The sequence below is a fragment of the Acinetobacter sp. FDAARGOS_494 genome, assembly GCF_003812225.1.
GTDB classification, from domain to species: Bacteria; Pseudomonadota; Gammaproteobacteria; order Pseudomonadales; family Moraxellaceae; genus Acinetobacter; species Acinetobacter baumannii.
Window position 1 is genome coordinate 772,919 of record NZ_CP033866.1, and the last position, 24,933, is coordinate 797,851.

At 39.1% G+C, this 24,933-nt stretch carries 23 protein-coding genes; 7 read left to right on the forward strand and 16 right to left on the reverse strand.

Annotation, left to right across the window (positions count from 1 at the left end):
* Positions 1-136: 136 nt before the first annotated feature.
* The 3 genes from EG365_RS03890 to xerA all read right to left on the reverse strand — a co-directional run bounded on the left by EG365_RS03890 (position 137) and on the right by xerA (position 3,159).
* On the reverse strand, positions 137-1,069 hold the full coding sequence (locus tag EG365_RS03890) for an electron transfer flavoprotein subunit alpha/FixB family protein (RefSeq protein WP_000025985.1): 933 nt from the start codon (positions 1,067-1,069) through the stop codon (positions 137-139).
* A gap of 17 nt (positions 1,070-1,086) precedes the next feature.
* Complete coding sequence (locus EG365_RS03895; RefSeq protein ID WP_000646179.1) at positions 1,087-1,836, reverse strand: electron transfer flavoprotein subunit beta/FixA family protein; 750 nt, start codon at positions 1,834-1,836, stop codon at positions 1,087-1,089.
* 435 nt (positions 1,837-2,271) lie between these two features.
* Positions 2,272-3,159 carry a site-specific tyrosine recombinase/integron integrase gene (xerA, locus tag EG365_RS03900; protein WP_002000102.1) on the reverse strand — a complete coding sequence of 296 codons (888 nt, stop codon included), beginning with the start codon at positions 3,157-3,159 and terminating at the stop codon, positions 2,272-2,274.
* A gap of 162 nt (positions 3,160-3,321) precedes the next feature.
* Between xerA and EG365_RS03905 the strand changes: the two genes are divergently transcribed.
* Positions 3,322-3,945 (forward strand): LysE family translocator, encoded by a 624-nt coding sequence (locus EG365_RS03905; protein ID WP_000207641.1) that lies wholly within the window; start codon positions 3,322-3,324, stop codon positions 3,943-3,945.
* An 86-nt stretch (positions 3,946-4,031) separates the two neighbouring features.
* Here the strand turns inward: EG365_RS03905 and dapF are convergent, their stop codons facing one another.
* The 4 genes from dapF to EG365_RS03925 all read right to left on the reverse strand — a co-directional run bounded on the left by dapF (position 4,032) and on the right by EG365_RS03925 (position 7,927).
* Positions 4,032-4,877: a diaminopimelate epimerase gene (gene dapF / locus EG365_RS03910; RefSeq protein WP_000923487.1), complete on the reverse strand. Its 846-nt coding sequence runs from the start codon at positions 4,875-4,877 to the stop codon at positions 4,032-4,034.
* A gap of 5 nt (positions 4,878-4,882) precedes the next feature.
* Entirely contained in the window at positions 4,883-6,133 is a 1,251-nt protein-coding gene (lysA, locus tag EG365_RS03915; RefSeq protein WP_000011145.1) for a diaminopimelate decarboxylase, read from the reverse strand.
* Between the two features lie 22 nt (positions 6,134-6,155).
* Positions 6,156-6,380: an LPS translocon maturation chaperone LptM gene (gene lptM / locus EG365_RS03920; protein WP_001255198.1), complete on the reverse strand. Its 225-nt coding sequence runs from the start codon at positions 6,378-6,380 to the stop codon at positions 6,156-6,158.
* Between the two features lie 140 nt (positions 6,381-6,520).
* A complete protein-coding gene (locus tag EG365_RS03925; RefSeq protein ID WP_000070815.1) occupies positions 6,521-7,927 on the reverse strand; it encodes an amino acid permease in 1,407 nt (468 codons plus the stop codon).
* 489 nt (positions 7,928-8,416) lie between these two features.
* Between EG365_RS03925 and radA the strand changes: the two genes are divergently transcribed.
* Complete coding sequence (gene radA / locus EG365_RS03930) at positions 8,417-9,805, forward strand: DNA repair protein RadA (RefSeq protein ID WP_000048860.1); 1,389 nt, start codon at positions 8,417-8,419, stop codon at positions 9,803-9,805.
* 82 nt (positions 9,806-9,887) lie between these two features.
* Positions 9,888-10,865: a Tim44 domain-containing protein gene (locus EG365_RS03935; protein WP_000451848.1), complete on the forward strand. Its 978-nt coding sequence runs from the start codon at positions 9,888-9,890 to the stop codon at positions 10,863-10,865.
* 58 nt (positions 10,866-10,923) lie between these two features.
* On the opposite strand, the gene epmA is transcribed toward EG365_RS03935, so the two are convergent.
* The 5 genes from epmA to EG365_RS03960 all read right to left on the reverse strand — a co-directional run bounded on the left by epmA (position 10,924) and on the right by EG365_RS03960 (position 16,857).
* Positions 10,924-11,898, reverse strand: coding sequence for an EF-P lysine aminoacylase EpmA (gene epmA, locus EG365_RS03940; protein WP_000059537.1), 975 nt, complete (start codon positions 11,896-11,898; stop codon positions 10,924-10,926).
* Positions 11,895-12,962: a 4-phosphoerythronate dehydrogenase gene (locus tag EG365_RS03945; RefSeq protein WP_000706093.1), complete on the reverse strand. Its 1,068-nt coding sequence runs from the start codon at positions 12,960-12,962 to the stop codon at positions 11,895-11,897. Before EG365_RS03945 ends, epmA begins: the two co-directional genes overlap by 4 nt.
* Before the next feature lie 104 nt (positions 12,963-13,066).
* The gene (locus tag EG365_RS03950) at positions 13,067-13,459 is read right to left on the reverse strand and encodes a YkvA family protein (protein WP_000119198.1); all 393 of its coding nucleotides are present in this window, start codon (positions 13,457-13,459) and stop codon (positions 13,067-13,069) included.
* Between the two features lie 119 nt (positions 13,460-13,578).
* The gene (gene fdhD / locus EG365_RS03955; protein WP_000187643.1) at positions 13,579-14,370 is read right to left on the reverse strand and encodes a formate dehydrogenase accessory sulfurtransferase FdhD; all 792 of its coding nucleotides are present in this window, start codon (positions 14,368-14,370) and stop codon (positions 13,579-13,581) included.
* Between the two features lie 78 nt (positions 14,371-14,448).
* The gene (locus EG365_RS03960; RefSeq protein WP_000370439.1) at positions 14,449-16,857 is read right to left on the reverse strand and encodes an FdhF/YdeP family oxidoreductase; all 2,409 of its coding nucleotides are present in this window, start codon (positions 16,855-16,857) and stop codon (positions 14,449-14,451) included.
* A 394-nt stretch (positions 16,858-17,251) separates the two neighbouring features.
* On the opposite strand from EG365_RS03960, the gene EG365_RS03965 reads away from it, so the two are divergent.
* Positions 17,252-18,409, forward strand: coding sequence for a glycerate kinase (locus tag EG365_RS03965; protein WP_000869504.1), 1,158 nt, complete (start codon positions 17,252-17,254; stop codon positions 18,407-18,409).
* On the opposite strand, the gene EG365_RS03970 is transcribed toward EG365_RS03965, so the two are convergent.
* A complete protein-coding gene (locus EG365_RS03970) occupies positions 18,406-18,972 on the reverse strand; it encodes a TetR/AcrR family transcriptional regulator (protein ID WP_000868723.1) in 567 nt (188 codons plus the stop codon). The two genes, EG365_RS03965 and EG365_RS03970, sit on opposite strands and share 4 nt — an antisense overlap.
* Before the next feature lie 122 nt (positions 18,973-19,094).
* Between EG365_RS03970 and EG365_RS03975 the strand changes: the two genes are divergently transcribed.
* Entirely contained in the window at positions 19,095-19,877 is a 783-nt protein-coding gene (locus tag EG365_RS03975; RefSeq protein WP_000116132.1) for an SDR family NAD(P)-dependent oxidoreductase, read from the forward strand.
* 37 nt (positions 19,878-19,914) lie between these two features.
* Entirely contained in the window at positions 19,915-20,520 is a 606-nt protein-coding gene (locus EG365_RS03980; RefSeq protein WP_001100696.1) for a nitroreductase family protein, read from the forward strand.
* Between the two features lie 115 nt (positions 20,521-20,635).
* Here EG365_RS03980 and EG365_RS03985 read toward each other — a convergent pair whose 3' ends face one another.
* Positions 20,636-21,253: a TetR/AcrR family transcriptional regulator gene (locus EG365_RS03985; RefSeq protein WP_000256447.1), complete on the reverse strand. Its 618-nt coding sequence runs from the start codon at positions 21,251-21,253 to the stop codon at positions 20,636-20,638.
* Positions 21,254-21,361: 108 nt separating this feature from the next.
* Between EG365_RS03985 and EG365_RS03990 the strand changes: the two genes are divergently transcribed.
* Complete coding sequence (locus EG365_RS03990; RefSeq protein ID WP_001090411.1) at positions 21,362-22,225, forward strand: metal-dependent hydrolase; 864 nt, start codon at positions 21,362-21,364, stop codon at positions 22,223-22,225.
* Between the two features lie 79 nt (positions 22,226-22,304).
* Here EG365_RS03990 and EG365_RS03995 read toward each other — a convergent pair whose 3' ends face one another.
* Together EG365_RS03995 and EG365_RS04000 are read right to left on the reverse strand one after the other, a co-directional pair.
* A complete protein-coding gene (locus EG365_RS03995; RefSeq protein WP_001133239.1) occupies positions 22,305-22,883 on the reverse strand; it encodes a TetR/AcrR family transcriptional regulator in 579 nt (192 codons plus the stop codon).
* 663 nt (positions 22,884-23,546) lie between these two features.
* The gene (locus EG365_RS04000) at positions 23,547-24,632 is read right to left on the reverse strand and encodes a hypothetical protein (RefSeq protein WP_001090811.1); all 1,086 of its coding nucleotides are present in this window, start codon (positions 24,630-24,632) and stop codon (positions 23,547-23,549) included.
* Between the last annotated feature and the right edge of the window lie 301 nt (positions 24,633-24,933).

A 24,933-nucleotide genomic window follows, 5' to 3' on the forward strand; every position in this document is an offset into this window, starting at 1 on the left:
AAAACTATGTGAATTTTATTTTATAAAAATCAAACATCCAAAGCTTAAATTTTCTAATTTTTACTTCTAACTTCAGACTCTAAAACAAAAAACCCCTAGTTCAAAACTAGGGGTTTTTAACTTTAATCAATAAAGATTAAAGCTTAGATACCAACTCTGGTACTACAGCGTTCAAATCACCAACTAACCAGTAGTCAGCAACGCTGTTGATTGGTGCTTCTTCGTCTTTGTTGATAGCAACAATAACTTTAGAATCTTTCATACCAGCCAAGTGCTGGATCGCACCAGAAATACCTACAGCAATGTAAAGCTCAGGTGCAACGATTTTACCAGTTTGACCAACTTGGAAGTCGTTAGGTACGAAGCCTGCATCAACTGCTGCACGTGAAGCACCTTGTGCTGCACCAAGCTTGTCAGCTAATGGGTCAAGTACTTTGTGGTAGTTCTCACCAGAACCTACACCACGACCACCAGATACAACAATACGAGCAGCTGTTAATTCTGGACGATCAAGTTTAACGATTTCTTCAGATACAAACTTAGAAACACCAGCATCTTTTACTTCGCCAACTGTTTCAACAGCAGCTGAACCACCTTCCGCAGCAACTGGATCAAATGCTGTACCACGAACAGTACCAACAATGATTGCTTCGTCAGATTGAACAGTTGCAATTGCGTTACCAGCGTAAATTGGACGCTTGAATGTGTTAGCCGATTCAACAGAAATAATGTCTGTGATCATGCTTACATCAAGAAGCGCAGCAACACGTGGAAGAATGTTCTTACCAGTAGTTGTAGAAGCAGCTAAAACGTATTTGTAACCTTTAGCCAAGTCAGCAACTAAGCCAGCTACGTTTTCAGCTAATTGGTTTGCATAAGCAGCGTTGTCAGCAAGTAATACTTTGCTCACACCAGCAACTTTAGCAGCAGCGTCAGCAACTGCTTGAGCGCCTGAACCAGCAACTAATACAGTAATATCACCACCGATTTTTTGAGCTGCAGCAACAACGTTTAAAGTAGCACCGTTAAGTGTCTGGTTGTTGTGATCAGCGATAACTAAAATACTCATGATTTTATCCTTCCGTATTAGATCACTTTCGCTTCATTTTTCAATTTTTCAACAAGCTCATCTACAGATTTCACTTGTACACCAGCTTTACGTTCTGCAGGCGCTTCAACTTTAATCGTTTTAAGCTTCGTACCAGCTGTTACACCGTAATCAGCAGGAGATTTAGTATCAAGCGGTTTTTTACGAGCTTTCATGATGTTAGGCAATGCAGCATAACGTGGCTCGTTTAAACGCAAGTCAGTTGTAATGATTGCAGGAAGTGCAAGTTCAACAGTTTGTAAACCACCGTCGATTTCACGAGTCACTTGTACTTTACCGCCATCCACTTTCACTTCAGAAGCAAACGTACCTTGACCAGCGCCCAATAATGCACCAAGCATTTGACCTACTTGGTTAGAGTCATCATCAATTGCTTGTTTGCCAAGAAGGATAAGTTCTGGTTTTTCAGCGTCAACAACACCTTTTAAGATTTTAGCAACTTCTAGAGCGCCAATTTCGTCAGTAGTTTCAACTAAAATACCGCGGTCTGCACCCAAAGCCATTGCAGAACGGATTTGTTCTTGAGCTTCTTTAGGACCAATAGAAACAACAACGATTTCTGATACTGTTCCTTTTTCTTTTAAGCGAACCGCTTCTTCCACTGCGATTTCACAAAATGGGTTAATTGACATTTTAACGTTGGTAAGGTCAACCCCACTATTGTCCGGCTTAACACGAACTTTAACGTTGGCATCAACCACACGTTTTACAGCAACAAGAGCCTTCATGTAATCCTCGGCTGTTCTAGCAAAAGTAAATGTTGAGAAAAGTATATTAACTCTTCGATTAAAATTTTTTAGGTACCCTATCTTGCAATGTGTTTGGCATTTCGGTCAAGTCACAATTTTCTGGAACGGGGCAAAAAAAATGAAATCATCAGTTCATAAAAAAAATTTTATACATATCTAACTCCTATTTTATTCTTTTTAAAGTCTATTTTATACATTGATTTTTATTATCTTTTTATCTTATTTACCTTATTAGTCAGAGGGATAAGACTCTCAAAAATGAGTCAAAATTTATAGTTTTTAGACTATATATGCCGACAAAATGTGCAAAGATCAAAATGGTCAATTGGGTAATTTCATCGATTTCTTTTAAACAAATTTGTAAAAAAATACAAATGATCTCTACATTCTGCTTTTTATTCCAGTTAAAGCGGCTTAATGCTTAGTGGCTCGTGGATGGGCCTGATCGTACACTTGGGCCAAATGATCAAAATCAATATGTGTATAAATTTGAGTAGTCGATAAATTGCTATGACCTAACATTTCTTGAACTGAGCGTAAATCACCACTACTTGATAACATATGACTAGCAAAACAATGTCGAAGTAAATGTGGGTGTAAGTCGACATTTACACCCGCTCTTTGTGCCTGAAGTTTTACACGCTTTTCAATTTGCCTAGGGGTTAATGCACCGCCTCGCTGTGAAATGAAAACGGAAGCATTTTGGTCAAAATGGCCTTTCCAGATATTATAAATTTTTAGCCAATTCAATAAGCTTTCTTTTGCCTTTTTCCCAAACGGTACAATACGGGTTTTATTTCCTTTACCTGTAATACGAACGAGTTGACGATTAAAATCAATATCTTTAATCGTTAAGCCTTGCAGTTCAGCGAGCCGTAAACCACTTGAGTACAGTAGTTCCAACATGGCTTTATCTCTTAACCAAAGCTGCTGATCAACTGGTTTTTCAGGCATGGGTTGATCTAAAATTTGATTAACCGTTTCTATGTCAATCATGCCCGGTAAAGGTCTAGGCTGACGTTTCAATTTAAAATCGTCAGTAGGATTAATTTCTAGGTATTTGCCCTGTTCAGCCCACTTCATAAACTGACGAATAGAAGTAAGATGACGTTGCATGCTACTTGAACTTAACTGGTCCTGTTCGACACGTTGAGCCAAATATTCACGTAAATCTGAAGCTTCAACATTTCTTAAATCAACTTTTTTAAGCTCACAAAACTCAAGGAAGCTTTTAACATCTCGCTCATAAGCAGTAATTGTATGCTCAGACTGGTTTTGAATTTTTCTTTCTTTTAACCACATTGAGAGCAGTTGTAATGCAAAATCCAAATTGCTCTCCATTTATTTGCCCATTTTTTTGAGTGTACCAAAAACTATTTAATCAGGAAAATTTGATATCGCACAGCATAATGAATCTAACTTATATATTACAATTTATACCAAGTATCCGTTGGACCTTACACCATGACCACCATACTCATTCCTTATTTAATTGCCATTACTTTACTTACCCTTACCCCTGGTTTAGATACAACTTTAATTATTCGTACTGCAACACTTGAAGGAAAGTCTAAAGCGTTTCAAGCAGCTCTTGGAATTAGTCTTGGCTGTATTGCTTGGGGCATTGTCGTGGCATGCGGTCTAGGTGCCCTACTGATGGCATCTGACTTAGCATTCAATATATTGAAATGGATGGGCGCCGCTTATTTAGCATGGCTGGGTTTAAATATGATTTTAAAACCTCGTAGTCAGCTCGCAGATATACAAGACAATCATTCAAATCGCTCTACTTCAGAGAATTGGTTTATTAAAGGTTTCTTTGGCAACTTGCTCAATCCAAAAGTTGGCATTTTTTATATTTCATTTCTTCCCCAGTTCATTCCAGCGCAAGCATCGGCTGTTACTTGGGTGATGGGGCTAGTAATGATTCATGTGGTGATTGGCGTGTTATGGTCAAGTCTATTAATTCTGGCTATGCAGCCACTTTCGCGCTATCTAAAGCAACCCAAGTTTGTAAAATATATGGACCGAATTACGGGCAGTATTTTTGTTCTATTTGCTTTGAAATTGGCGTTGAGTAAAAGGTAATAAAATCAAAAAATATTGTACATATAAAAGAAAGCCTCTTTTATCACGTTAACTGATGAAAAGAGGCTTCTATTTAGGCCATGCGATTAACCTTGGAAATAACGTAAATCCAAACGTCCATCATATACATGAGTTGTTGGACCAGTCATCCAGACCACATCGCCTTCTTGCCATTCAATTTGTAGCTTACCACCAGCAAGTTCAACTTCTACAGAGTTCGCAAGTAGACCACGGCGCATGCCACTTACCGCAGCAGCACAAGCTCCTGTACCACACGCAAGTGTTTCACCCACACCACGTTCAAATACACGTAAGCGAACATGCTTGTCATCAATCACTTGCATGAAACCAGCATTAACGCGCTCAGGGAAACGTTTATGTGATTCAACTTGCGGACCAATACCAGCTACATCCGCGGTTAGTACATCTGGAACTATAGTGACCGCGTGTGGGTTACCCATGTTGACCACATCAATACTAATGTTTTGGTCATTTGCCAACTCAAGGGTATATAAAGCTTTTGGCTCTTCGGCAACAAATGGAATTTCATTCGGCAGAAACTTTGGGTAACCCATATTTACGCGCACCCAACCATTTTGCCCAAGCTCTGGCTTTACAATACCCGCTTTGGTTTGTACGGTAATGTTGGTTTTATTGGTTAAATGACGTTCGTGGACAAAACGGGCAAAACAACGCACACCATTACCACATTGCTCAACCTCAGAACCATCTGCATTGAAAATACGGTATTTAAAATCAGCTTCGGGTACATCTGGTGGTTCAACAATTAAAAGCTGATCAAACCCCACACCAAAGTGTCGGTCTGCCAAACGTTGAATTGTTGCTGTATCTAAATAAGCTCTTTGGCTAATTAGATCAACCACCATGAAATCATTGCCTAAACCATGCATTTTGGTAAATTCTAATAACATCTCATTTACTCCTCAGGCAATAAACGTTCTTTTTCCCAAAGCGACTCAACCGTTTCACGTTCACGAATTAAATAGCTCTTTTCACCTGATACCATGACTTCTGCTGCACGGCCACGCGTGTTGTAATTTGAGCTCATGACAAAACCATAAGCCCCGGCACCAAGTACAGTCAACAAGTCATTTTCTTGTAATGCAAGTGAGCGGTCTTTACCAATGAAATCACCTGTCTCACAAATTGCACCAACCAAATCCCAAGTTTTTTCTTCGGTATCTGTACGTGGTACAACAGGTTGAATATCCATCCAAGCTTCATATAAAGCAGGACGAATTAAATCATTCATTGCTGCATCAATAATCGCGAAGTTACGATGCGTCGTTGGTTTAAGCAAATCAACTTTGGTTAAAAGTACACCTGCATTTGCACTGATGCTACGACCCGGCTCCATATAAACTTTCAAGCCTAATTTTTCTAAAGCCGGCTTCATAGAGTTTGCATATTCTTCAACACTTGGCGGTGTTTCATCTTTATAACAAACCCCTAAACCACCACCGATATCGATATGTTTTAGATTAATGCCTAGTTTTTTCAACTCATCAATCATCACAATGACACGGTCTAAAGCATCAACAAATGGTTTAGTTTCAGTGAGCTGTGAACCAATGTGGCAATCAATACCTACGATTTCAAGGTTAGGTAAAGATGCAGCATATTGATAGGTTTCATAAACTGCATCACTTGGAATACCAAATTTATTTTCTTTTAATCCTGTTGAAATATAAGGATGCGTTTTTGCATCGACATCAGGATTTACACGTAAAGAAATAGGCGCTTTTTTGCCTAGGCGAGCTGCTACTTTTTGAATACGGTCCAACTCTGCATAAGACTCGACATTAAAACAGGCAATACCTACATTTAATGACGTTTCAATATCAGCTTCAGTTTTACCTAAACCTGAAAAAACAATTTTAGAAGCATCGCCACCTGCTTTTAAAACACGTGCTAGCTCACCACCAGACACAATGTCAAAACCCGCACCAAGTTTTGCCAAGACATTAAGAACAGCTATATTTGAGTTCGACTTCACCGCAAAACAGATTTGATGATCAATAAAGTCAAAGGCACGATCCATATCTAAATAATGTTTTTCAAAAGCTGCTTTTGAATAAACATATAACGGTGTGCCAAATTGCTGCGCAAGCTGCTCTAGAGAACATTGCTCTGCATGCAATACTCCATTAATGCGGGTGAAACTCATGAAGGTGTCCTTATTTCAAAGCTTAAGGTGATGTAGTTTGTGGTTGAGCTGCTGATGATTCGACTGACTGTTCAGCCTGTTCATCTTGTTGCACAACTTGTTTCTGTTCTTTATTACGATAGAGCAAGTATTTTGCACGTTTGTCATAATTTGGATCAGAAGGTAGCTGCAATGCTCCTGACTGACCGCAAGCGCTAAGCAAAATACTGCTGCTCAATAAACTGATGAGGCAAATGACACGACGCATCTGAGCACCTGATTTAAACAATTCGATGCAGTATACCGTGATCAGGCAAGCGGCTAAAGAGTAAACTTGAATAGAAAAACAATATGCATAAAAAACGCCAGCTTTTCAGCCAGCGTTTGATCATAACCAAATAAATTTAATTATTTTTTATGACGTGGTTTATAGAAGAAGAAATAACCAATGATCAAAATAACAAACCAAATTGGGCTGACTTTAAGCGCTTTAAAAGTGTCTGGCTCTAAAGACAATACGTAAATCATACCAATAAAGAAAATAATCGTGATCCAACATGTAAATAAGCCACCCGGCAATTTAAATGTTGATTTGGCATGCAGTTCAGGACGCGTGGTGTAATAACGGATGTAACTCCAGATAATAAGCAACCACACGCAGATGAAGAGAATCGTTGAAAGTGTTGTTGCAAGCGTAAATGCTTCAACTGTATTTGGTACAAAATACTGTAATGCTGCACCTAACAATAAACACGCAGCAGAGAAATACAATGCATTTGCTGGTACCGCACGTCTGTTAAGTTTACCAAAAGCTTTTGGCCCCTGATCTTCACGAGATAAACCAAACAACATACGACTTGTTGAGAATACACCACTGTTCATGGATGACATGACTGATGACAATACTACCAAGTTCATCAAAATCGCGGCTGCAGCTACCCCTGCTTGACTAAACAGGTTTACAAATGGGCTGATCGCCGGATCAATTCTGTTCCATGGTGTTACTGACATTACAATGAGTAGCGCCAATACATAGAAAATAATGATACGGATTGGAATTGAGTTAATCGCCTTAGGCAAATTACGCTCAGGGTCTTTAGTTTCCGCAGCTGTTGTTCCCACAAGTTCAACACCCACAAAAGCAAAAATTGCAATCTGGAAACCGGCCAAGAAGCCATGCACACCAGTTGGGAAGAAACCGCCATTTGCCCAAAGATGAGTAAATGAAGCGACTTCACCTGTAGTAGACGTAAAGCCTGTAAAGATCATCCACAGACCCACTGCAATTAAAATAATAATCGCAAGGATTTTAATAAGTGCAAACCAGAACTCTAATTCACCAAACAATCGAACTGTTAGTAAGTTCAATCCCATAATGAACACAATCGCGGCAACACTAATCATTGCGCCTTCAACAGGCGAGAAAGGTAAGCCATTATTGAAGAACTGTAAGTAATAAATAATTGCAGACAGATCGGCGATACCAATCGTGATCCAACACAGCCAGTAGGTCCAACCCACGAAGTAACCAGCCCATGGGCCAATTAAATCGGTAGAAAAATCAATAAATGATTTATAGGTTAAATTTGACAGAAGAAGTTCGCCAAGCGCACGCATGACAAAAAACACCATCAAACCAATAATCATATAAATAAATAAGATAGAAGGTCCGGCAAGACTAATAGTTTTACCTGAACCCATAAATAATCCGGTACCGATGGCACCACCAATCGCGATCAGCTGTAAATGCCGATTAGAGAGACTACGATGGAGCTCACCTTGTTCATGAGGGTCGCTCAGATTTTGATTCGACATTTTATGAATACACTCCAGTAATTTTTTTAGTCCGTTAGCTAAAATCAAATCAAAAAGACGATATCGCACCATTTGCAGGTATCTTTTAAATGTATATTTTTTGACAACTTTTCAGCTAACCAATTTTTGTCTGTATTGCTGATAATTTCAAGATACATACAATTAAATCCGATAATACGCACAAGAACCTAGCAATACAACGCACTTTTCAGTCTAAAATTAAGACTTGAACCACTTTGATTTTTAAATTAAAAAGCCATATCAATTGATCAACTTTTTAACTATCAATTCCCTCTCGAGCTTCTAATACTTTCTCGAAATTTGACTGAGTACTACGTTATCTCTCTATTTTTAAAACATGACATTTACTCTTTAATTTTGCTCACCGAAGCTTAAGCAAAATGTATTCCATATCGATTAAGTTCTCTATTGGGCTTTTTGCTATACTCTGCTTTTAATGATTATGAAGTTATCTCACTGAAGTCGAATATGAGCAAAGTCAAAACCGTTTACCGTTGTGAGCAATGTGGTGCCGATCATCTAAAATGGGCAGGTCAATGTTCAGAGTGTGGTGAATGGAATTGTCTTAATGAAGTCAAACTAGAACCCACTACTGCTCATCGTGCACGTCCTAAAGTTGGGGGTTATGCGGGTCAAGTCGCCAATATTACAACGCTTAATAAAGTCTCTGTTTCTCATGAAACCCGTTTACCAACAGGTATTAGCGAATTTGACCGCGTGCTTGGCGGTGGCTTGGTGACAGGTTCTGTAGTACTCATTGGTGGTGACCCGGGTATTGGTAAATCGACCATTCTTTTACAAACAGCAACTCACATGGCAAGTGCAAAAAGTTCTGCACTTTATATTACGGGTGAGGAATCGCTGTCACAGGTTGCCTTACGCGCCCAACGCCTTGACCTACCAACAGACCAGTTAAAAGTCATGGCTGAAACTTGTGTCGAACGCATTTGTGAAGTTTTAGAACAAGAACGTCCTGTTGTCGCAATTTTGGACTCTATCCAAACGCTTTACACAGAAACGCTTCAATCTGCGCCGGGTGGGGTTTCACAAATTCGTGAATCTGCTGCGTTATTAACCCGTTATGCAAAAAATAGTGGCACAGCGCTATTTATTGTTGGTCACGTGACCAAAGAAGGTGCATTGGCAGGTCCTCGTGTTTTAGAACACATGGTGGACTGCGTACTTTACTTTGAAGGCCAATCAGACTCACGTTATCGAATGATTCGTGCAGTGAAAAACCGTTTTGGTGCAGTCAATGAGCTTGGTGTATTTGGCATGACCGATAAAGGCTTACGTGAAGTGGCTAACCCTTCTGCTATTTTCTTAAGTCGTTATGACGAAGCCATTCCAGGTTCAATTGTCATGATTAGCCGTGAAGGCACTCGCCCACTTTTAGTTGAAGTTCAGGCTTTAGTCGATGATGCTCAAGGACAACCAAGACGTGTTGCACTTGGTCTTGAACAAAACCGTTTAAACATGTTGCTTGCTGTTATGCATCGTCATGGGGGTGTACAAACCACCGGACAAGATGTGTATGTCAATATTGTAGGTGGTTTAAAAATTACCGAAACAGGTTCGGACTTGGCTGTTTTACTTGCATGTGCTTCGAGTTTGCGAACAAAAGCCTTACCTCAGCAGCTTGCAGTTTTTGGTGAAGTTGGGCTTTCAGGTGAAATCCGCCCTGTACCTAATGGTCAGGAACGTTTAAAAGAAGCAGCAAAACATGGCTTTAAATACGTCATCTTACCAAGAGGTAATGCCCCGCAAAAAGCAATTCCGGGCGTACAAGTGATTGCTGTTGCCCGCCTGCATGAAGCCTTGACTGAGGCGATGCAACTCAGTGATGAATTGACATAAAAAAACATACTTTTAAGGTTGAAATTTAGAGTAAATACCTGCATAAATACTATTACAAATTAACTTTAAACAGGAATTTCCTATGGAAGTACACCAGCGTGGCTTGATTACCGGTATTTTAATGGCTGCTTTAGCAATTTCTCCGCTTGCTGAAGCTAAACGTGCAGGTGGTGGTAAAAGCCACGGTATGGCACGTTCTACTACTTCAAGCCAGTCTTATCAACAACCTCGTCAAGTGACTCCAGTTCAACAACCTGCTACAGCACCTCAGAGATCTGGTCCAGGTGTTGGTTCAATGGTTGCCGCTGGTGTGGCTGGTGCTGCCGTAGGTGCTGTTGCAGCAAATGCTTTAGCAGATGACAAATCAACATCAGCTGAACACCAAGTAACTCAACCTGGTAATGAACAAGCTGTTCAAGCCCAAGAAGAGAAAAAAGGTGGTATTCCTGGCTGGCTTTGGGTCTTACTTGCAGCCGCTGTAGCTTTCTTTGTATTCCGTAAATTGGGATCAAAAAAAAAATTAGCAGCTAATAACCCTTATGCACCAAATAATGGCGGTCAAAACCCATTTGGCCGCTCGGCAGCTCCAACCAATACAGGTGATAATACCAATATCTTTGGTCAATCTGTAGGTGGCGGTGCAGCAACACAAGCTCCTTTTGGTAGCGCAACGACGAATAGCGGTAACCAATTACCAGATGGTAGTGAGCCTGCTTCTTTCTTACGCGTTGCCCGTCAGCGTTTTAACCACATTCAGTCAATCAATAGTGCAAGTAACATTGAAGAAATTCGTCGTTACTTAACCCCTGAACTTTATAACTCTATGTATAACGACATCATGGAGAACCAAGATCAGGACGTTGCTGAGTTTAGTAACTTAAATGCAATGGTTGTAGACAGTGCGACTGAAAATGGTCAATACATTGTGAGCGTACGTTTCACAGGTACAGTAAGTGAAGATTTAAACAGCTTGCCACAGCCATTTACTGAAATCTGGCACTTTGTAAAACCTGTTGGTTCACAGCAAGATTGGGTTGTTGCAGGTATTCAACAAGCCTAACTTAAATAAGTTCTAAATAAAAAAGCCACATTATTGTGGCTTTTTTATTTCGTTGTTTTCAGGCAATTTCGGCTGGAAAAGCAATGACTTTTTCAATTTTAAGTTGATCGGTTGCAACCATGAGTAATCGGTCAATTCCCAAAGCGATCCCTGAACATTCAGGCATATGAGACAATGCTGCTAACAAGTGCTCATCTAATGGCATGATATGAAGTCCTTGTTTAGCTCGCTCTGCATTATCTGCTTCAAAGCGAGAACGCAACACGTCTGAATCGAGCAATTCATCGTAAGCATTGGCTAGCTCTAAGCCTTCGATATAAACCTCAAAACGCGCTGCAACCTCTTCCCCATCTTCATCTAATTTCACTTTCGCTAAAGATGCCATTTCTGGTGGAAAGTCAGTTAAAAAGACAGGTGCATCAAACCCTAAACTTGGTTCAACAAAATGAGAAAACAACAAATCCATATAAGCTAAACGGTCATCGCCCAAGTCGAGATTTAACCCAACACGATTTGCTGTGTCTTTAAGTTGCTTCAAAGTCGCTTGCAACGGGTTAATATCTAAACGGTCCTGAAAAGCATGCTTATAACTTAAAATAAATGGACGAACTTCGCCAAAACGATGCTGCAAACAGGTTTGTAATAAATCGGCTGTTTCGTGCATTAACGCTTTTAAGTCCAGACCCGGACGGTACCATTCAAGCATGGTAAATTCACTGTTGTGTTTGCGCCCGTGCTCATCGTCTCGGAAAACCTTACAGATTTGATAAATCGGTCCGCTGCCACTTGCCAGTAAACGTTTCATGGCAAATTCAGGCGAAGTCTGTAAATACTGAGTCTGCAATTTGCCATTGATATGACGTAACGCCTGAACTGAGGCTAAATGTACGTCAGTCACACCTGCTTGTGAAACGATTGGTGTTTCGACTTCCATGACTTCACGTTCTGCAAAAAACTGACGGATTTGAGTATAAAGCTTGGCACGAGCCTTTAAGGCATCAATTGAACAAGTAGGTTGATAACTTAAACTCATGCCTGTGGTCCCCCGTGAGCTGCCCATTCACGGCGCAGCGGATAATTCTTACGTAATAAATCAAATGCTTTTTGCTCTACCTTGCCCTCTTTAACACAGGCACGGATGTTGGCATCATCTTGAGCAATATCATAAATTTGAGATAGTTTTTGCTTTAACACTGCTTTTAAATCATGTCCTGAAAAATAGTCTTCACATGCAGGCAACTGGGTTTCGAAACGCTTATTAATGTCATATCCAAATTTTTGACAAAACGCTTCATAAATCATTTGCGTACCACGAGCTTTTCCTTCCAAGCTATAACCTGCAATATGCGGTGTCGCCAACGCCAACATATTTAAAAGCTCTTCAGATATCACTGGCTCATGCTCAAATACATCGAGTACCACTTTACGCTGGGTACGTTGAATGTCTTCGATTAAAGCGGCTTCTTTTACGACCGGACCACGTGCACTATTAATTAAAATCGTGTTCGGTTGAAGCGCTGCAAAAGCTTTTTCGTCAAACAGATGATATGTCGCATGTTCGCCTTTTTTGGTCAGCGGCACATGAATTGAAACTGCATTAGCTTGTTGCAACAAGGTTTGAAAGCTTACATTTTCAATTGAATCTAACTGTACATAGGGGTCGAAGCCAATCACTTTCCAACCAAGCAACTGAGCCATATAGGCCAAGCGCTTACCGACATTGCCAAGCCCCACAATGCCTAGCGTAAATTTTTCTTGTTGTTCTAAAAGGCTAGCATCTAAATGCAGTAAAGCTGTAATGACATATTCAGCAACCGCCTGTGCATTACAACCTGCTGCATTGGCCCATGTAATGCCCTGCTTTTCTAAAGCTTGAATATCTAAATGATCGGTCCCGATTGTGGCACTGCCCACATATTTTAGGGCGGTATTTTGAATTAAACTTTCATTTACTGCGGTGACTGAACGAACCAATAAAGCTTCAGCATCTTGTACGTCTGTATGCGTTAAGGTGCGCCCTGCTTTATATTGAATATCGCCAAACTCTGAAAAAAAGTAATCGGTAAACGCCAAATTTTCATCTGCGACGATTTTCATGGTCTGCAACCCATAGCTTATAAAAACGTTATTATCCTTTGAGTTGTGGCAAAGTACAATGTTAAGGGTATTAAATTCGCACAGGGTTTCAAGACTCAGTTCACTTACAAACCACCGCCAAAATAAAAGTAAGCCATCACGGCAAGTGTGAGCCAAATTAAAATAATAAGTACGGCAACCAAATAGTTTTTTGGCCGCTTTTCATGTTCATCTAGCCATTCTTTAGCTTGTTGTTCAGCATCAAAAATGACTTGCTGAGGCGTAAAACGAACTGCTAACCAAATGAGTATGGGTAAAATAACCGCGTCATCAATGAAGCCTAAAATAGGAATAAAGTCTGGAATTAAGTCGATTGGACTAAACGCATAAGCCACCGCTACCACAGCAATAATTTTGGGTAACCACGGCATTTGAGGATGCCTTGAGGCAAACCAAAGCATAATAATTTGTTTTTTTAGACGTTTTGCCCATTCTTTTATTGATTGTACCCAAGACATTTGGACAGACTCTGAACCTTTAGAATTTTATAATAATCTATAAAAACTAACCTTAGCTTAAAAGTGAAAGGAATATCGAATGAACCCAGCCCTAATTCACTCATATTAAACGACATATTTTATATTTCCGTATATAAAACAAATCCATCGCCCCTACAAAAGCTTGCCAAAGTCAGGCCCGATTGCTTGGCTAACTGAATGGCCATACTGGTAGGCGCTGAAATTGAAGCAAGCAAGCTAATATTGAGCTGAGCACATTTTCGTATCAGTTCATAACTTGCCCGACTGGTCATCACCACAAAACCTAAACTGGTGTCGTAATTTTCTTGCGCTAAATAACCGAGCAATTTGTCTAAGGCATTATGGCGGCCCACATCTTCAAATAAAGCCACGATTTGACCGTCAACTACCCACGCTGCGGCATGCGCCCCACCCGTTAAAGCAGTAATTTCTTGTTGAGTTTTTAAATGGGAAATAGCACTCGGAATTTGCTCAAGCCATATTTTTGATGCATGCGTTGTAATTTTTGGCACGTCTAACTGAAACTGCTCTAAGCTTTCAATTCCACATAAACCGCAGCCTGTACGGCCTACCATCATACGGCGATGTTCCTTTAGGGCGGCAAATGCTCTCGATGAAATGGTCATTTCCACCGTAATGCCTAGTTCATTTTGATGCACATCAAGGGTATATAGCTCTTTTAAGCTGGTTAAAATTCCTTCCGAGAGACTAAAACCTTTAGCAAATAAATCGACATCGGTCGGTGTCGCCATCATCACCGCATGCGAAATACCGTTATATACCAAGGCAATTGGGTACTCTTGCACAATATGATCTAAGACATTTTCAGATTCGGTTTTGTTAAACCGCTGTACTGGCAATGTTTCAACCCCATAAGCATGTGGTGTCAAAATTATTTCCTTTACTTCAAAATGGCGCTTGTTTAGAGCGCCTTTTGCTTAAATTTCATTTTAAAAAATCAGATTCACTTAAAGACTGCTGACTTTCTTATTGGCATCTTCAGGGTCAACGGCTGTTGCCAAGTTAAAATGCTCTGGCGCATTTCCGGGATGTAAAATCACAGGAACACTTTTAGAAGCCGGAATCTTGGCATATTTATCATGACTGCTTAAGGCCACCAAAGGATTGGTTTCCGGATAGTAAGCCGCTAAGCTGCCTCGTGGAATGTTGTACGGCACAATACGGAAACTATGCACAATACGCTTCACACCATCCGAGAAAACACTTTCAATATCGACCCACTGATTTGCTTCAAAGCCCGCTTCATCAATATCGGCTTGGTTCATAAACAACACACGGCGCTGACCAAACACCCCACGGTAACGGTCATCCAGACCATATAAAGTGGTGTTGTATTGGTCGTGAGAACGGGTGGTCATTAAGGTATAAACCTTACTTTCGGTATATGCAGCAGCGTACTGATTTTCTTTATCCGCATAGACTTCTTCAAGTGGCGTAATTAGAAATTGCGCTTTACCACTCTTTGTATTCCAGATGTGCTGATTAGCTGGATGTTCTAAATGGAAACCGCCGGGTTTATAAACGCGTAAATTAAAATCATGGAATTCATCAAACACATCGGCAATTGAGTCACGAATGCGGTCATAGCTTTCAATGTACCATTTCCATTTAATCTGACTCTCTGGCAGCACGGCCTCAGCCATTCTTGCCACAATATCGGGTTCAGACAAAATATTTTTAGAAATTGGAGTATTACGCCCTGCAGACAAGTGGACATTACTCATTGAGTCTTCAACTGTAATAGCTTGTGGTCCATGAAGCTGCTCATCAATTTCGGTACGGCCTAAACATGGCAAAATAAGCGCATCTTTACCACACACCAAATGGCTACGATTTAACTTGGTTGCCACATGTACGGTTAAATTACATTTTCTAAGCGCTTCTTGTGTATAAGCGGTGTCAGGTGTTGCAACGGCAAAGTTTCCGCCCAAACCAATAAAGACTTTGATATCACCTTCGGCCATGGCTTTAATGGTTTCAACCACACCATATCCATTTTTTCTTGGTGATTTAATACCGAACACACGGTCAATATTATCGAGAAGTTTCGGGCTAGGGAGTTCATTAATGCCCATAGTGCGGTCGCCTTGCACGTTACTGTGCCCACGAACCGGACAAAGCCCTGCACCCGGTCTACCAATTTGACCACGTGCCAACAATAAATTTGCCAGCATATGTACGTTAGCAGTTCCGTGACGATGCTGGGTAATCCCCATACCCCAACAGAAAATTGAACGCTCTGACTCTAAAAAGAGTTTAGCCAGTTTTTCTAAATGTTCAGGTGACAGACCTGAGTGCTTATAAAGATCTGCCCACTCCGTTCTTTCTACCTCAGCAATCATTTCGTCGAAACCAACGGTATTGACTGCAATAAAGTTTCGGTCAAAAACGCTTGGTTTGCCCGAGGCAAGGGCCTTTTTATCCCACTCATGTAAGTGCTTTAAAATACCCAACATCAGTGCATAGTCGCCGCCAATTTTAGGCTGGAAATAATAGCGACTAATTGGCGTACTGCCATTGGTCATCATTTCAAGCGGTGCTTGCGGGTCTTGGAAACGTTCGAGACCTCGCTCTTTAATAGGGTTAATCGCAATAATGTTGCCGCCGCGTTTAGACACTTCACGCAAAGTACCTAACATACGTGGATGGTTGGTTCCCGGGTTATGCCCAAAACTAAAAATGGCGTCGGCTAAATCAAAATCTTCTAAGGTGACTGTGCCTTTTCCTAAACCAATCGAGTCGAGCAAACCAACACTTGTGGTTTCATGGCACATGTTCGAGCAATCTGGAAAGTTATTTGTACCAAAGCTTCGCACAAACAATTGATATAAAAATGCTGCTTCGTTACTGGCACGGCCAGAGGTATAAAATGCCGCTTGGTCTGGATGGTCTAGCGCATGCAAATGTTGAGCGATGAGCTTAAAGGCATCGTCCCATGAAATAGGCACATATTTATCGGTTGCAGCATCATAACGAACTGGGTCGGTTAAGCGGCCTAGGTCTTCTAGGAAAAAGTCACTTTGTTCTGATAGCCAACTAACGGTATGCCCTGCAAAATATTCGGGAGTGACGGTTTTACTGGTCGCTTCAAAAGCAACCGCCTTTGCACCATTTTCACAGAAGTTAAAGGCATGAGCATCTTTCTTTTCAGGCCATGCACAACCGGGACAGTCAAAACCTGTAGGCTGGTTAATATTGAGTAAGGTAATTGAACCTTTACCTAAAATATCTTGTCGCTTTAAGTTACGAGCAACACTGAGCAGTGCACCCCACCCGCCAGCAGGATGAGTATATGGCTCAATTCGCGCAAAACCGTTATTTTCCTGTATGTGCTTTTGTTCTTCTGAATTATCCACTTTTTCATCCTCTTATCTTTTTTACACTCAACAGGCTCAGTGAAATCACAATTTAATTATGGTTTTATCAAAGCTACCCGCTGTTTACCGATGAGTAGAGTCCACTTTTTATATTATTGCCACTATGCTAAAAGCCGGCTCAACCGTTCTTATAATATGTGCCATATTCTTTACAATTACAATAATTCAAGCCAACCACGTTATTTGCATAAAAAAATACAAAACAATGATTTAAATAGATATTAATTCTATCTTTTACAGATAAAAACATTATTGGGTTTCATTTTTAACCGACTGAAAGCTTTTTAAAATTGACACTTACACGACTTTATCTATGTTTTTTTCGCATTAAGCAGTATAAAACAATTAAAAATTTATCTGCATTAGAGCATTTATGAAGGTTGTGATCGCCCCTGATTCATTTAAAGATAGCTTATCTGCTTTAAAGGTAGCTCAAGCCATTGCCCAAGGATGGCAAGCAGTATTTCCTCATGCAGAAACGATTTTGTGCCCAATGGCAGATGGCGGTGAAGGAACCATTGAAGCAGTTTTAGAAGTCTGCGATGGACAATGGCGTGAAAAAACAGTGGTTGGACCATTAGGTCAGCCTGTTCAGGCCAAATGGGGATGGTTAGAAAAACAAAAAATTGCCATGATTGAAATGGCTCAAGCGAGTGGCATACAGTTGGTTCCACCGTCTGAGCGTGATGCCTGCCACAGCACAACGTTTGGCACAGGCCAGCTTATTTTGGATGCCTTAGACACGGGTGCAAAAGACATTATTTTAACTGTAGGCGGCAGCGCGACCAATGATGGCGGCACAGGCTTACTCAGTGCTTTGGGTGCAGTTTTACTCGATGCTAACCAAAACGTTTTACCCGCTGGCGGCCTTGCCCTTAGCCACCTATCCAAAATTGATTTAACACATTTCGACTCACGTATTCAGCACACACGGTTTTTACTGGCTGCCGATGTAACCAATCCACTTTGTGGCCCAAACGGCGCATCACATATTTTTGGCCCACAAAAAGGTGCTTCTCCTGCTCAAGTACAGTTACTCGATGCAGCCCTTGCCCATTTTGCCGATGTCACGGCACAACTTTTAGGTTTCGACAAACGAGATGAAGCGGGTTCTGGGGCTGCTGGTGGTTTGGGCTTCGCCGCCAAAAGTTATTTAAATGCAGACTTTAAAGCTGGCGTTAAAGTTGTGGCTGAACTGAATCAGCTTGAGCATAAAATCTCTAACGCAGATTGGGTAATTACGGGTGAAGGTAAATTTGACCAACAAACCTTAAGCGGTAAAACCGTTTTTGGGATAAGCCAAATTGCCAAAGCCCACAATGTTCCGGTCATTGTGATTACAGGAACTTTAGGTGAAGGCTACCAAGCACTTTATGAGCACGGCGTAAGCGCCGCTTTTTCACTAGCCAATGGCCCCATCACCCTAGAACACGCCTGCGAACATGCAGCAGAACTCATTTATGAGCGAACAGTCGATATAGCGAGATTAATTCAGTTTAGTCAAACCAGCTTAAAAGATAAAAAAACTTAATCGGTTAATTTTAAAAGACTCTCTCTACAGCTCTCCAAGATTTCATCGCTAAGGTTTGATTGGTCTGGGCATGCACGTGACAATGCAATTGCCCCTACTGACTGAGCAAGAATATTAATAGCTTGCTTTCTCAGCTCTTCTGTTTCTAAAGAAACTTGTTTTGCGCGTTCATTCATAATGAACTCAATAAGCTGCTCAATGCCCTCTTCAAACTCGACTTTTACTTCGTCGGGCTGTCTAGCGGCATCACAAGATAGCGCTGTTAAGGTACAGCCCTGATCTCGGTTGTCCCGATGTGTACGAGACACATACATTTGAATAAATTGGGGTAAGTTTAAACCTTCTATTCTTTTTAAAACCTGCTCAAGACCATGTTTGGCAGTAATAGTAACAAGGTCTGTTTTCGAGCTGAAATGTTTATAAAACCCACCGTGAGTAAAGCCTGCGCTAGACATTAATTCGGCAATGCCCACCCCGTCGTAGCCTTTACTACGGAACAGTTGAGTCGCCTTTTCAACAATTTTATCTCGGTTTTCTTTTACCTGAGTTTTACTAACTTTCATGTTGGTGCGCTCACTTTTATTCACCTTGCTCGTCATTATTATACATTGATTATGATTGACATCAAAACCCATATATTTTAGATTATGATCATCATCTAAAAATCAAAGCGTGGAGACATCACATGTCAGTTCAATCAAAAGTACTTATTACAGGGGCTTCGTCAGGAATTGGTTCTGTTTATGCAGATCGATTTGCTCAACGTGGCTATCACTTAATCTTGGTGGCACGAGATACCAACCGTTTAGATAAAATTTCAAAAGATCTTCAAGAAAAATACGGCGTACAGGTCGAGTTCATTCAAGCCGATTTATCAAACGATCAAGATATACGCAAAATTGAAGATGTACTCAAAAACGATGCTGATATTGAAATTTTGGTAAATAATGCTGGGATTGCACTGAACGGAAACTTTTTAACTCAAGATCGTAATGAGATTGAAAAACTTCTAACTTTAAATATGACTGCGGTGGTGCGATTGTCTCATGCAATGTCGCAATCCCTTATACGCAAAGGTAAAGGCGCCATTATTAATTTAGGCTCTGTGCTGGGCTTAGCGCCTGAATTTGGTTCTACCATTTATGGCGCAAGTAAATCCTTTATTCAATTTTTTAGCCAAGGTTTACATTTAGAGTTAAAAGATCATGGGGTACACGTTCAAGCGGTATTGCCTTCTGCCACTAAAACCGAAATTTGGGAACGTTCAGGTATAGATTTAAGCCAAGTTCCGCCATTAATGGATGTCAATGATTTGGTCGATGCAGCCCTGATTGGTTTTGATCGTAAAGAAACAATTACAATTCCTGTGCTGAAAGATGAAAATCAATGGAATAATTTTGAAAAATCGCGTATGACATTATTACCAAACTTCTCTTCGGCTGAAGTAGCCCAACGTTATAAAAACTAACGACTACGGCTACCCAACTCTCAAGTAGGAAAATCTTATGAATGTTATTGATGCTCTCCGCAAACGCCGTGCAGTTAAACGCTTCGACCCTGCTTTTCAACTCTCTGAAGATGACAAGAAGCAGTTATTACAAGAAGTTTTAGCAAATGCACCAAGCGCTTTTAACTTGCAGCATTGGCGTCCAGTCATTGTTGAAGATGCAGAGTTAAGACAAAAAATTCGCGCGATTGCTTGGGACCAACCACAAGTAACAGAGTCATCATTACTGCTTGTGTTATGTGCCAAAGTAAATACATGGGAAGTTGACGCTAAACGTGTATGGGATGGAGCTTCTCCAGAAGTTCAAGATATTATGGTTGGTGCAATCGACCAGTATTACCGTGACCGCCCACAAACCCAACGTGACGAAGTGATGCGTAGTGCGGGCATCTTTGCTCAAACCCTTATGTTACTTGCTCAAGAGCATGGTTTAGATAGCTGTCCAATGGACGGTTTTGACTTTGATGCAATGGCAAAGCTCATTAACTTACCTGAAGATCACGTGGTGTGTTTAATGATTGCGGTTGGTAAATCTGCTTCAGAACCTTATCCACGCGTGGGCAAACTCCCTTACGACGACGTTATTATTAAAAATACATTCTAAATTGTAATTCAAATTTTAGGCTTTCATTCTATTTGTTGTTTTTATGATAAATAGATGGAAGCCTTTAATTTGGCATACATTTAGGCGCTAAAAATCATAAATTGACGAACGTAAATTAAGCGACTTTATTTCTATCATCTTCTATGTATGACATCGTAATATTAATTAAGCAGTCAACTAACTCTTCAAAAGTAAAACCCATATTTTCAGAAGTAAAAAAGTTCATTGTTAAAGCAATACTTGAATGAATCAAAATATAAACCATCATTTTTAAATTTTTGATTTTTAATACTTCAGGATGCTTCATAGCATATTCAATGGCCAAGACATTGATCGCTTTTACGGCTTTTACATGACTTGCCTCAGTACTATATTTAGAAGAAACACTGAGCCAATAAAAATATTTATTATTATCTTTTGCCAAAAACTCGCCGATTTTTAAAAAAATTGTTCTGATTGCTTCAGGAATCTCTAAATCTAAAATTTCAGGAATCACGCCATAAATAACTTTTGAAATTTCTGCAATAAAGTGCTGCTGCATCTCAACAAAAAGTGCTTCTTTATTTTTAAAGTACTCATAAAAACTCCCCGATCCTACGCCTGCTATCTCACACACTTTAAGTACTGTTGTATGGTCCAAGCCATTTTTCATAACAGATATAAATCCGGCACCCACTATAGAATCAAAGGTATTTATTGCTCTATTTTGTTTTGGTTTTCTTATAGTTACCATAATTTTTTATCCTTCTAATAATCCGTCTTTTTTCTGTATAAATTCATTGATAAATTTTAGTATAAATCAAAATTTGATCAATTATTTTATAAAGATGAGTTTAAAAAAATGAATACAGCTCTAAAATCGGATCAAAAAATTTTTCGTCGTAATGTTGAACTGACTTACGATCATCATAAAAGTTACTCTTTTTATTATGAGGAAAATCCTGTTGTTACTTCCTTATTCGTTGTACTTTCAGCGATGTTTCCCGCTGGTGAAATGTTTTTTATAGAAAGCATTAGAAATGTTCGAAATCAAATTAAGGATGAAAAACTTTTAGAAGATATAAAAGCCTTTATTGCTCAAGAAGCTTTCCATAGCCGTGAACATAAAACGCTAAACAATCACCTTATCCATTCGAACTATCCTGAAGTTGTCGAAATTGAGGCCAAAACCAAAGCACGCTTGGATAAATTACGTCAACTTTCAGCAGTCGAACAAGTCACTGCTACAGTCGTGATGGAACACTACACCGCCACACTTGCTCGCCTATTACTCACAGACTCGTTAATTAAAGCAAAAACCACGCAAGAGAGCAGAAATCTGTGGGAGTGGCATGCCCTCGAGGAGCTTGAGCATAAATCGGTCGCGTTTGATGTATTAAATGCGATAGGAGGAAATTCTAGCAAAAACAGAAAAGTAGCTTTAGCTAGAGTTGCAAAACTCATCACGCCTATTATTTTTAAATATTGGATAAAAATCTTAAAAAGAAAAGATATTAACTTCACTTTGAAACAGTTGAAGGATGGTATTTATTTAGGTTTTGGTGGAATCAATCGGGTCGGAATTTTGTCTAAAGCATTTGTAGATATGCTGGATGTCAGAGCAGAAAATTTTGACCCGTTAAACATGCAAACAGAACAATTAGAAGCCGAATTCCGAGAAAAACTATTTGGCCAAGCAGGCTTTCTTAGAGACTACCTCAGCTAGAAAAACCAATCTATAAAAGCCCTCATTAGCGGGCTTTTATAGAAATAACTCTTTTAATTTGTATGTATTTTGATTGACCTTAACTTTCTATTTGAAATCGGCCTAGATCACTTAGACCAAGAAAATAATCTAGTAATCTCTCCCTTTCATCTACCCCACCAGAGCTTAAAAGCTGAATGATTGTGCCCTCCACCATATATAAAAATAGTTTGGCATCATTAAAAGAAGTATCCGCGTTTAGTACTCTAAGCTGGCTATAAATTTCATTTTTTAGCCAGGTTCTATAGCGCACCGCGGTTTGATAAGCGTTGGGATAACTATTTTTAATTTCAAAAACGGCTTTAAATAATAAGTAATACGGCCCTTCTAAATCGGTATGTAAATCATAAAGCTTTTTGAGTTTATCGATGGCAGGAGTGCTTAAGTCATATTCGACCATTGCGACCACTTGTTCTTGGAGCTTTTCTTTTTGCACCATCAGGCAAATTTCAATGAGTCGTTCTTTAGAGTGAAAATAATTATAAAAAGTGGCTTTTGTAATCTCTGACTCTTTCACTATCCTGTCGACGCCAATAAGGTGAAATCCCCGGTGGTGAAATAGATCAATTGCTTTATTTACAACATATAAGGCACGTGTTGGAAGAACTAAATTTGGCATAGTTTTACCGTTATAAATTCTTGTTGTTTGTAAATGAGATACTTTTTTGGGAGAAAAAAAGGCACAGCAAAGCCTATAAAGACTGTGCTTGGCACATCTCAAGTTTTATTGTTGCTAAGTTTTTGGTTGTGACGATTTAAAGCCTGAAAGCGCTAATGGCCCTCAAACTGCTTTAAAGCTTATGTGGTGTCGTTATAGCTTTTGGCAAAGCTTGCCAAGAAATAATGGATGTGCAAAGCCAACTCCTTTTTATTGGGAGTTCTGCCAAAGCATTAAAATTATGGTGGCAGAACGAAAGAGGGTTGACAGACTGGTCAAACGAGGCCAGCACACCCAAAGGTGTCCCCCTCCCGTTCCGCCGCAGAGGGGGCACGAGGGTGTACACACTAAAAGTATAAAACCTTTAATGCTCGTTTGAATCAGCCTGTCAAAGCCGGCTGGCAATGTGGCCAGCAGGCAAAGAATAGTGCTCAACCCTTTTGCAGTCAAGCACACAAAATGACATTTGTTTTAATTTAGATCATTAAAAAGTAAGGATAAATAATGAGTGAGTTATTGTTAAATGGGGGTTTATAAAGGGGAAATAAAAATAGCCTATTGATAATAGGCTATTTTTAAAGCTAGAGAGATTTCGTATAAGATATAGTATGTTAATTTAACTATTTAAAAAACAAGAGCATCTAATACCTTAAAAATTACGGATGCCAATATAGAAAATGTTATTGAAGTTACAAAGACAGTAAATCCTATATAGGTTATCTTACTTTTATCATCTTTATATTTCTGCAATTTTCTTTGAGAATAATTATTTACTAAAATAAAGCTTTTATGATTAAAATAATTAATACTATATTTAATATATTTACGAACAACAAAAGGAATTATAAAAAGTAAAACTATAAGAGTTAAGTGTAATGCAACATTTTTTTGATTTTTTTCAATTATCTTTTCTATTTCCTTATTTTTAGTACCTAATTCTTTTAATTCAGATCTTTCAAGAGTTGTAATATTTAAAAGCCCAACAACTTTTGATAAATCATCTTTATAGTTCTGTTTCAAATTATATTGAACTAAATCTTGTCTAAGTCTTTGCGTTTCATTCTGTGCAACAGGGATAGTTAAACCTAAACCTAACACAATAAAAAACATAGGCACTATAGTTGCAAAAAATAAGTTATCTGTTATTTTATTATATTTTTCTTTTAATATTGAAGGTTTTATAGCAATCTCATTAATTTTATCCTTAAATGCACTTAAAATATCCAAGGCCCATGACTGATTAGTGTGGTTTATAGAAAGCTCTATATATGAAAAATCCTCATCATTAATTTTTTTCTCTATAGAAGAAATAAATAATAAATCAATCTCTTGCGTTTCTATAGTAGGACTGTGATCAAACTTAATAATAATTTTCCAATTTAAATTTATACTAGTTGTATCAATCGACCTTGTTTCCAGAAATTTACTCAAAGCCTCACTGCCATTTATTTCTCGAAAGGTACCATCTGAATATCCAAAGTTAATTGAAAAATGTTCAAGAATAATATTTTTTTGATAAGAAATTTTACTATTTAAAATATGATTAAATTGAGATATATCTTCAAGATTTATAATAAAATTATCATGACTTTTATAAGATAAATTTTCTTTACGCCCTAAAAAATCTAGGATTACTCTAGAAAATGTCTCAGGATCTAATGGTAAACCAACTTCATTAATGGTTTTTAACTCAACAACATCTGTATTCATAGTAATAGTGTACAATCTTTGTTAAAAATTATGATATCTCGAATCCAGCAGAAGCCATAATTAGTCTTTTGCGAACATCGGCTTATTATAAGTTAAAAAGTAAAAAAATTCTATAAATTATACTTTTAAATAATTTCATCCAACTTACACTGTGGATAAGAGGTCACTCAAAGAAAAAGAGAAATAGAATCCTCCATTGATTTTCAACCTCTAACTCATAACCATAGTCTTTATATAAGTTTAATAGTAATCTTTCAAAAATTAACTAAGTTTAAAAGTATAAAATTAATCAATTTAATAT

Bases quoted from the DNA above. Each gene is read 5' to 3' on its own strand.
- EG365_RS03990 (WP_001090411.1), top strand. From the start codon at position 21,362: ATGAATACAGCTCTAAAATCGGATCAAAAAATTTTTCGTCGTAATGTT.
- EG365_RS03925 (WP_000070815.1), bottom strand. From the start codon at position 7,927: ATGTCGAATCAAAATCTGAGCGACCCTCATGAACAAGGTGAGCTCCAT.
- EG365_RS04000 (WP_001090811.1), bottom strand. From the start codon at position 24,632: ATGAATACAGATGTTGTTGAGTTAAAAACCATTAATGAAGTTGGTTTA.
- EG365_RS03935 (WP_000451848.1), top strand. From the start codon at position 9,888: ATGGAAGTACACCAGCGTGGCTTGATTACCGGTATTTTAATGGCTGCT.
- EG365_RS03905 (WP_000207641.1), top strand. From the start codon at position 3,322: ATGACCACCATACTCATTCCTTATTTAATTGCCATTACTTTACTTACC.
- EG365_RS03975 (WP_000116132.1), top strand. From the start codon at position 19,095: ATGTCAGTTCAATCAAAAGTACTTATTACAGGGGCTTCGTCAGGAATT.
- EG365_RS03995 (WP_001133239.1), bottom strand. From the start codon at position 22,883: ATGCCAAATTTAGTTCTTCCAACACGTGCCTTATATGTTGTAAATAAA.
- EG365_RS03980 (WP_001100696.1), top strand. From the start codon at position 19,915: ATGAATGTTATTGATGCTCTCCGCAAACGCCGTGCAGTTAAACGCTTC.
- dapF (WP_000923487.1), bottom strand. From the start codon at position 4,877: ATGTTATTAGAATTTACCAAAATGCATGGTTTAGGCAATGATTTCATG.
- EG365_RS03950 (WP_000119198.1), bottom strand. From the start codon at position 13,459: ATGTCTTGGGTACAATCAATAAAAGAATGGGCAAAACGTCTAAAAAAA.
- EG365_RS03985 (WP_000256447.1), bottom strand. From the start codon at position 21,253: ATGGTAACTATAAGAAAACCAAAACAAAATAGAGCAATAAATACCTTT.
- EG365_RS03890 (WP_000025985.1), bottom strand. From the start codon at position 1,069: ATGAGTATTTTAGTTATCGCTGATCACAACAACCAGACACTTAACGGT.
- EG365_RS03965 (WP_000869504.1), top strand. From the start codon at position 17,252: ATGAAGGTTGTGATCGCCCCTGATTCATTTAAAGATAGCTTATCTGCT.
- EG365_RS03895 (WP_000646179.1), bottom strand. From the start codon at position 1,836: ATGAAGGCTCTTGTTGCTGTAAAACGTGTGGTTGATGCCAACGTTAAA.
- radA (WP_000048860.1), top strand. From the start codon at position 8,417: ATGAGCAAAGTCAAAACCGTTTACCGTTGTGAGCAATGTGGTGCCGAT.
- EG365_RS03945 (WP_000706093.1), bottom strand. From the start codon at position 12,962: ATGAAAATCGTCGCAGATGAAAATTTGGCGTTTACCGATTACTTTTTT.
- epmA (WP_000059537.1), bottom strand. From the start codon at position 11,898: ATGAGTTTAAGTTATCAACCTACTTGTTCAATTGATGCCTTAAAGGCT.
- xerA (WP_002000102.1), bottom strand. From the start codon at position 3,159: ATGTGGTTAAAAGAAAGAAAAATTCAAAACCAGTCTGAGCATACAATT.
- EG365_RS03970 (WP_000868723.1), bottom strand. From the start codon at position 18,972: ATGAAAGTTAGTAAAACTCAGGTAAAAGAAAACCGAGATAAAATTGTT.
- lysA (WP_000011145.1), bottom strand. From the start codon at position 6,133: ATGAGTTTCACCCGCATTAATGGAGTATTGCATGCAGAGCAATGTTCT.
- lptM (WP_001255198.1), bottom strand. From the start codon at position 6,380: ATGCGTCGTGTCATTTGCCTCATCAGTTTATTGAGCAGCAGTATTTTG.